General features: G+C 36.6%; 7 protein-coding genes and 1 pseudogene. 1 reads left to right on the top strand and 7 read right to left on the bottom strand.

From position 1 onward, the window contains the following. The 4 genes and pseudogenes from D8848_RS10485 to D8848_RS10470 form a co-directional block, all read right to left on the bottom strand. Positions 1–823: pseudogene (locus tag D8848_RS10485) on the bottom strand (type IV secretory system conjugative DNA transfer family protein); the annotation flags it as partial. Continuing rightward, a complete protein-coding gene (locus D8848_RS10480; protein WP_125444098.1) occupies positions 823–1,914 on the bottom strand; it encodes a replication initiation factor domain-containing protein in 1,092 nt (363 codons plus the stop codon). The pseudogene D8848_RS10485 and the gene D8848_RS10480, both read right to left, overlap by 1 nt. A gap of 152 nt (positions 1,915–2,066) precedes the next feature. Beyond that, positions 2,067–2,468: a hypothetical protein gene (locus D8848_RS10475; protein WP_125444096.1), complete on the bottom strand. Its 402-nt coding sequence runs from the start codon at positions 2,466–2,468 to the stop codon at positions 2,067–2,069. A 470-nt stretch (positions 2,469–2,938) separates the two neighbouring features. Then, positions 2,939–3,214, bottom strand: a complete 276-nt coding sequence (locus tag D8848_RS10470) for a hypothetical protein (protein WP_125444094.1) — start codon at positions 3,212–3,214, stop codon at positions 2,939–2,941. Between the two features lie 207 nt (positions 3,215–3,421). Here D8848_RS10470 and D8848_RS10465 point away from each other — a divergent pair, with 207 nt between their 5' ends. Continuing rightward, positions 3,422–3,775, top strand: a complete 354-nt coding sequence (locus D8848_RS10465; RefSeq protein WP_125444093.1) for a replication/maintenance protein RepL — start codon at positions 3,422–3,424, stop codon at positions 3,773–3,775. Positions 3,776–3,807: 32 nt separating this feature from the next. Here D8848_RS10465 and D8848_RS10460 read toward each other — a convergent pair whose 3' ends face one another. The 3 genes from D8848_RS10460 to D8848_RS10450 form a co-directional block, all read right to left on the bottom strand. Then, complete coding sequence (locus D8848_RS10460; protein WP_260467310.1) at positions 3,808–4,128, bottom strand: plasmid mobilization protein; 321 nt, start codon at positions 4,126–4,128, stop codon at positions 3,808–3,810. A 78-nt stretch (positions 4,129–4,206) separates the two neighbouring features. Next, complete coding sequence (gene cptIN / locus D8848_RS10455) at positions 4,207–4,668, bottom strand: type III toxin-antitoxin system CptIN family toxin (RefSeq protein WP_125444091.1); 462 nt, start codon at positions 4,666–4,668, stop codon at positions 4,207–4,209. Between the two features lie 248 nt (positions 4,669–4,916). Next, a partial coding sequence (locus tag D8848_RS10450) for a type IV secretory system conjugative DNA transfer family protein (protein ID WP_125444089.1) occupies positions 4,917–5,662 on the bottom strand: 746 nt, incomplete at its 5' end.

Raw genomic sequence — 5,662 nt, 5'->3', positions numbered from 1 at the left:
TATCCTCTAGCTGCTCAAAAACTGGGTCAATATCCGATACAATTTTATCAGATGGATAGAAGCCTTTGAATGAACTAAATTCATCTTTTCCATCGATAAAGCGAACATCTGCGCCCATGCTAAAAAGCTGGAGTATTATTCCAAAAAGGACGGTTGTTTTCTTGCTTCCAGTTTTGCCCCATACGGCTATATGAGCCCGTTCTGAAAGGTTAACCTCTAACCCCTCTTGTAGCTTGATGGTATACTCTTCAGCCTTTATATCGTCCACGGTCGCTGGTCGCCAAGTTTTATCTGTTGCTACGTCTTCAAGTACAAACTTATAAAACAGTCCGTCTGATGTTATCATTGCAGACGTGACCGCATAGGCTCCTAGCTTACCTCTAAAGCTGGAATTGATATCCTCTGTAAGTTTATCGACATCATACATACCAGCTAATTTCTCAACTTCTACGCTTATATGTGACGGTCTGCTATCGCACACCGTCACGCTGGGAACGGAGATATAAGGGGTATCTTGCAGACGATTGACTGACATTGTAGCAAGTAAACTCTTAGTGACCGCTTTTTCTGCCTTTTTCTGCGTGATATATTTTCCGATTGTCTTCGCTTTGATCACTGACTTTGTCAGCGAATACGCTCGCCAAATCGTCAATATAGCGACCAGCGCCCACAAAACAACTTGAACAAATTTAATCGATACAACTAGCCCCAGCAACAAAGACAAGACGGCCAAAGATAAAACCAAAGCCCACCACGTCCAAAATTGCGAATAGAAAGGCACTTTATAAACGTTCTGAGCGTTCTTTTTATACGTGATAGCCATTATTTGCCACCCCCTAGAAACTCGCTCAAATAGTTGTTTATAGTCTCGTCTGATAAGGTCTGACTATTCACGTATAAACGATTTTGCTTCTTTGAAAAATCAGCAGATTTTTCAGCTTTTTGAAGCAAATCGTAAATATCAAAACCTCGCTCATTTCCTATGATTTCAAGCAGAGAAAGAGAGGGCAAGACTGCAACACGTAACCACTCCAGCAAGTCTCCCAGCATGACGTCACGTTCTGCAAGACTAAAGTCTATCGTCTCATCATACTCTAAAAACTTCTCCCACCACTTCGTTTTATACCAGCGATTTTTGTTAGTGTCCCCACGTTTAGGGGTCAAAATCTCAAGAAGATTACGAAGCGACGTTTTAAAAATCTTGTCGATTTTATCCCCTTGTAGAAACTCATCAATGATTTTTAAAGCGTATTTTTTAGAATAGCTAATCTCGTACCGTTGCCAAACTTCTTTCCCAGTCCTCGCCCAATGGTCTCGGACTTCGGTTGGAAAAAGTTCGTTCTTGCTTTCGTACTGCGCTTTTTTGTCATAAAAACGAGCGTACACATTCCCACGGCTTCCATTTTGAGACCGAGCGTTTCCGATGTAAATTGTCTGCCCCAGCGATTTTCCGTTTTGGTCTGATGTCTTAACGATATTGTACGATTTGCGAGATGAACGATAATGCCCTTTATTGAGTTTTTTCTCAATATCGGAAAATCTCACTGTCTCATCATAATCATCAAGAGCCAAATCGAGCCGTGTGAAATTCACTCCACCATATTCTTTTAAAGTTCTAAAAATAGAAACCCAATCGGTATCCCATTTTTCAGCTAATTCAGTCGACCCCTGACCCGTGAAAACCACGGTCATTGTCCGACTAGAATTTTTGTGCCAAGGCTTCTCGGGGTCATTCCAAAAGACGTTTACATAATTTCGATAAGTTGCCCCTGAATTGTAAAAAAATCTTCCAGGGACTTCGTCAAAATCTGCTAAATTATAACCCAATATTTCCATAAGTTGAGGGTCTAACGTCTGCTCTTCATCTTCAAATGATACCGAAAAAGCCAGCCAGTCTACTTTGTATTTCTGCATGTCTTTTCCTCATTCCATCTGTGTAGTTTTTTACAAGGTCTAAACCCTTGATATATAAGGGCTAACTAGCATTTTTCTTTGTACGTGTAGCCCCCATGATTATTGAGGGGGGCTACCTGCTGGAAATAAGTTCCAGCAGTACCCTCAATATCCTAGTAATTTGCAATAGTTCCTTCTTTTTCGATAAAGAACATACTTCCCTTGATATCATAACCAAGACCAGCTAATTTATAAGCATTCATCAGTTGCAAATTAAACTCTTTCGGCAAAACAATCTGAATCATCTTAGACGTACCAAATTCTGTTAATGTATGAGTATAACCATCTGACGTATCACTTCGTAAATCACGTCCTCTTTCATCTTTGACTGCTTTTCCATTTTCATCTTTGATTTTTGGAAAATGCTCACGTGAAGGAGTTCCAACATAGATACCAATAATATCTTTAAATGCAGTCATTTTTGCATTTTGTGCTTTAGTCTTGCTTTCTTCTTGCAAAGCTCTTAAACGTTGAAGCTGGTTTGACCCAGCTGGTTGTGGTTGTATTGCTGACATATAAAAAATGTCCTTTCTAAAATTGTGCTGGTTACTATAACCGCAGTCAACTTTAGAAAAGACACTCTACTTTTTATTTAACCACACCACTTGACCCTTTAGGGCAAAGTTTGATATAATGGTCTTGTTCGAAAAAAAGTGAGAGTCTTACTGAGTTGACTTGGCGGTCTAAGTAAGACTTTTTTGTTGTCTGTTGGTTGTTCGAAGACCACAGACATTTTTATTTTACATCAATCCAAGGCAGATGTAAAGCCCTTTTTCCCTCTGGGCTTCTGCCCAGACCCGACAAGCGTAGGACGCTTGACCCCGCCTCTGAAAAGATTCGTTTAGGATTTCAAAATAAATTCCTTTTCTTTCGTCTTTCACAATCTAGCACAACGACAGCGCCGCGCAAGGTACGTCTTCGACTTTTCTCCTTGACGCTTTGCTTGATCGCCGTGCTTTTTTAGATTGTGCCGACGAAAAGAAATTTATTTCAATCCATACAAGTTCTTGATGTTCTGATTATTATATTTCAACGCACTAAATAACAAATTTACTGATTCATTATCTATATTGTTTTTCTCACAATAATCAAAAATTTCATACAAGCCGATATTGTTTTTGTATTCTAAACCAAGCTCATCAGCAACTTGATTTTGTTGCTTTTGAAACTGTTCGCAAGCTGGTTCTGGAATCTTACCATCTGCAATAAATTTTATAACATCAGCAAGTACTGGTTGAAATTCTTTACTTGAAATAACCATGTTATTTCTCCTTTCTTTTATTTATGACTTAATTATAACACATCACCCTATATATTACAAGCGATTACGAATATTTCTAAAATCCTTTTACATCAATGATTTAAGCTATTTTTTCAAAAAAATATATAGACCAAACTTTCTTTTTATGATATAATTAAATAGAACGAATGTTCTATTTAATGTCGAAGAAAGGCACAGGTATTCTATATGGCGAGATATGGACAAGTAAAAAATGTAAAGTGGTTTGCAACAACTGTCGAAGGAGCTGAAGAATTAAGTAAAAATGATAATTTAACAATGCATGATATGCGAGTAATGTTTTATTTGCTTACAAAAATTGATGCAGACAATAGAGTAATTGCTCCAACTCAAAAAACGATTGCTGAACATACTGGAATGTCAGACCGAAAAGTAACAGAAGCAATTTCAAAATTAAAAGAATGTCAACTAATTATAAAAACTGACGAAGCAAGAACATATTTCATAAATCCCGAATTTTTCTACGCTGGTGGAGAATCTACGTTACATGAAAAAACCGAAGATTTCAAAAGGCAACTTTAAAATAAAAAGCAAGATTATAGAATCTTGCTTTTTTACTTCCAAAACTGCCACCAACTTTTTTTAGTTTGTTCTAAAAGCAGTTGATTATCTTTCTGCGTTGCTAAAATAATAGTATGAAGTTGTTCAATTTGTTTCTTATAATCTTCTATTTGTTCTTTCAAATCAGAAATACGCTCATCTTTTTCTTGTATTATATTTGTATTATCTTTTTCATCTTCTGTATTATCAATAGAAAACAACAAATCACGAGCATAAGAACTAATAGTCCGACCCGAAAGTTCAGCACGTTCTTTTATTTCAAGTTTTTCATCTACACCCATACGAATATTCAAAACAGTCATTTTTTCATTCATAATACACCGCCTATTATTTTATAATACAATAATAACACAAAATAACAAAAAAATAGGAATAATTCCTATTTTCTATTATTATATCTTACTCTTTATCATGTCTATATCTGGATAAAATAAATTCACTCCTCTTTGCTTTAAAGCTAAACAATTATTTAATTTAGATGTTATTTCAGCCACTACCCCTGCATGAATAGATACTGGAATTCCTCCAACAGTATGCACATGGTCAACATATTCCTCTTTAATACAAAATGCATTTTGGATTAAAAATGCATGGTTTTTCCCTGCAAATGTCCCCAAAACAATTTTATCACATTTACCATACCTATTAACTTGACTTTGATAAATACGCTGATACTTATCATATTTAGATGAAATAGGAATCATCCAAAAAATGCTACTATCTGTTCTATCCTGAATAGCACAAAAATGAGGTCTGTATCCTCCATTTTCTTTATTAGACATCAATTTATCATCATTAACTAAATTAAAAAAATCATCCTTTAAATGATAACTTTGACCAGCAATTAATACCATATATAACTCCTAAAAAACCCGCCATAATTGGCGGGTATTATTTACAAACCGAATAATTTATATCCCACTCCATCGGCAAGTGGCATTATTTACGAACCGAATAATTTATATCCCACCCCATCGGCAAGTGGCATTATTTACGAACCGAATAATTTATATCCCACCCCATCGGCAAGTGGCATTATTTACTTTTCATCTTAATTATATTGTAAAACATAGTGTTATGTCAAGTGTTTTTTTAAAAAAGCTTATAAAAATCCTAATTTATAAGCTTTTTTAAATGCTCCCAGCTCATTAAATCCATGACTGTATAAATCACAAACATAAAATTTCATTGGCTGGTTAGTCAGTCCGTCGCAAATATAGAAACCTCTGAAATCTTCAACGTTTCCAGCCGTTGCAACTTCTCCGAATGCCATTCTCTGAATGTCAGAGTTTGCAGATCCAAGGAGAACCTTGGTAGCAAACTGCTGACGTATCTTTTGCGGTAGTGTATCAGTCGAAGGGTCTTGCGTGCTAGCAATAACAGAGACACCCACGGAGCGCCCTCGTTGAATGATAGCCGTTAAGTCGGCCACAAACTTTTTAGACTGTTTAGAGTCCATAAGAGCCACAATAGAGCCGATTTCATCAGCAACCAGCACAATAGGTTGAAGCCCAACTTCTGACGCTTTCAGACCTATTTTTTTACGTTTCTGAACCTCATCAGCCATTAACTTCTGACGTTGTTTTATGATAGCTAGAATATCCTCTAGCTGCTCAAAAACTGGGTCAATATCCGATACAATTTTATCAGATGGATAGAAGCCTTTGAATGAACTAAATTCATCTTTTCCATCGATAAAGCGAACATCTGCGCCCATGCTAAAAAGCTGGAGTATTATTCCAAAAAGGACGGTTGTTTTCTTGCTTCCAGTTTTGCCCCATACGGCTATATGAGCCCGTTCTGAAAGGTTAACCTCTAACCCCTCTTGTAGCTTGATGGTATACTCTT

This window comes from Streptococcus mitis, from assembly GCF_003942775.1.
Lineage (GTDB): Bacteria > Bacillota > Bacilli > Lactobacillales > Streptococcaceae > Streptococcus > Streptococcus mitis_CN.
The sequence above is the reverse complement of the archived record's forward strand: the minus strand, read 5'-3'. Positions and strand labels throughout refer to the sequence as shown.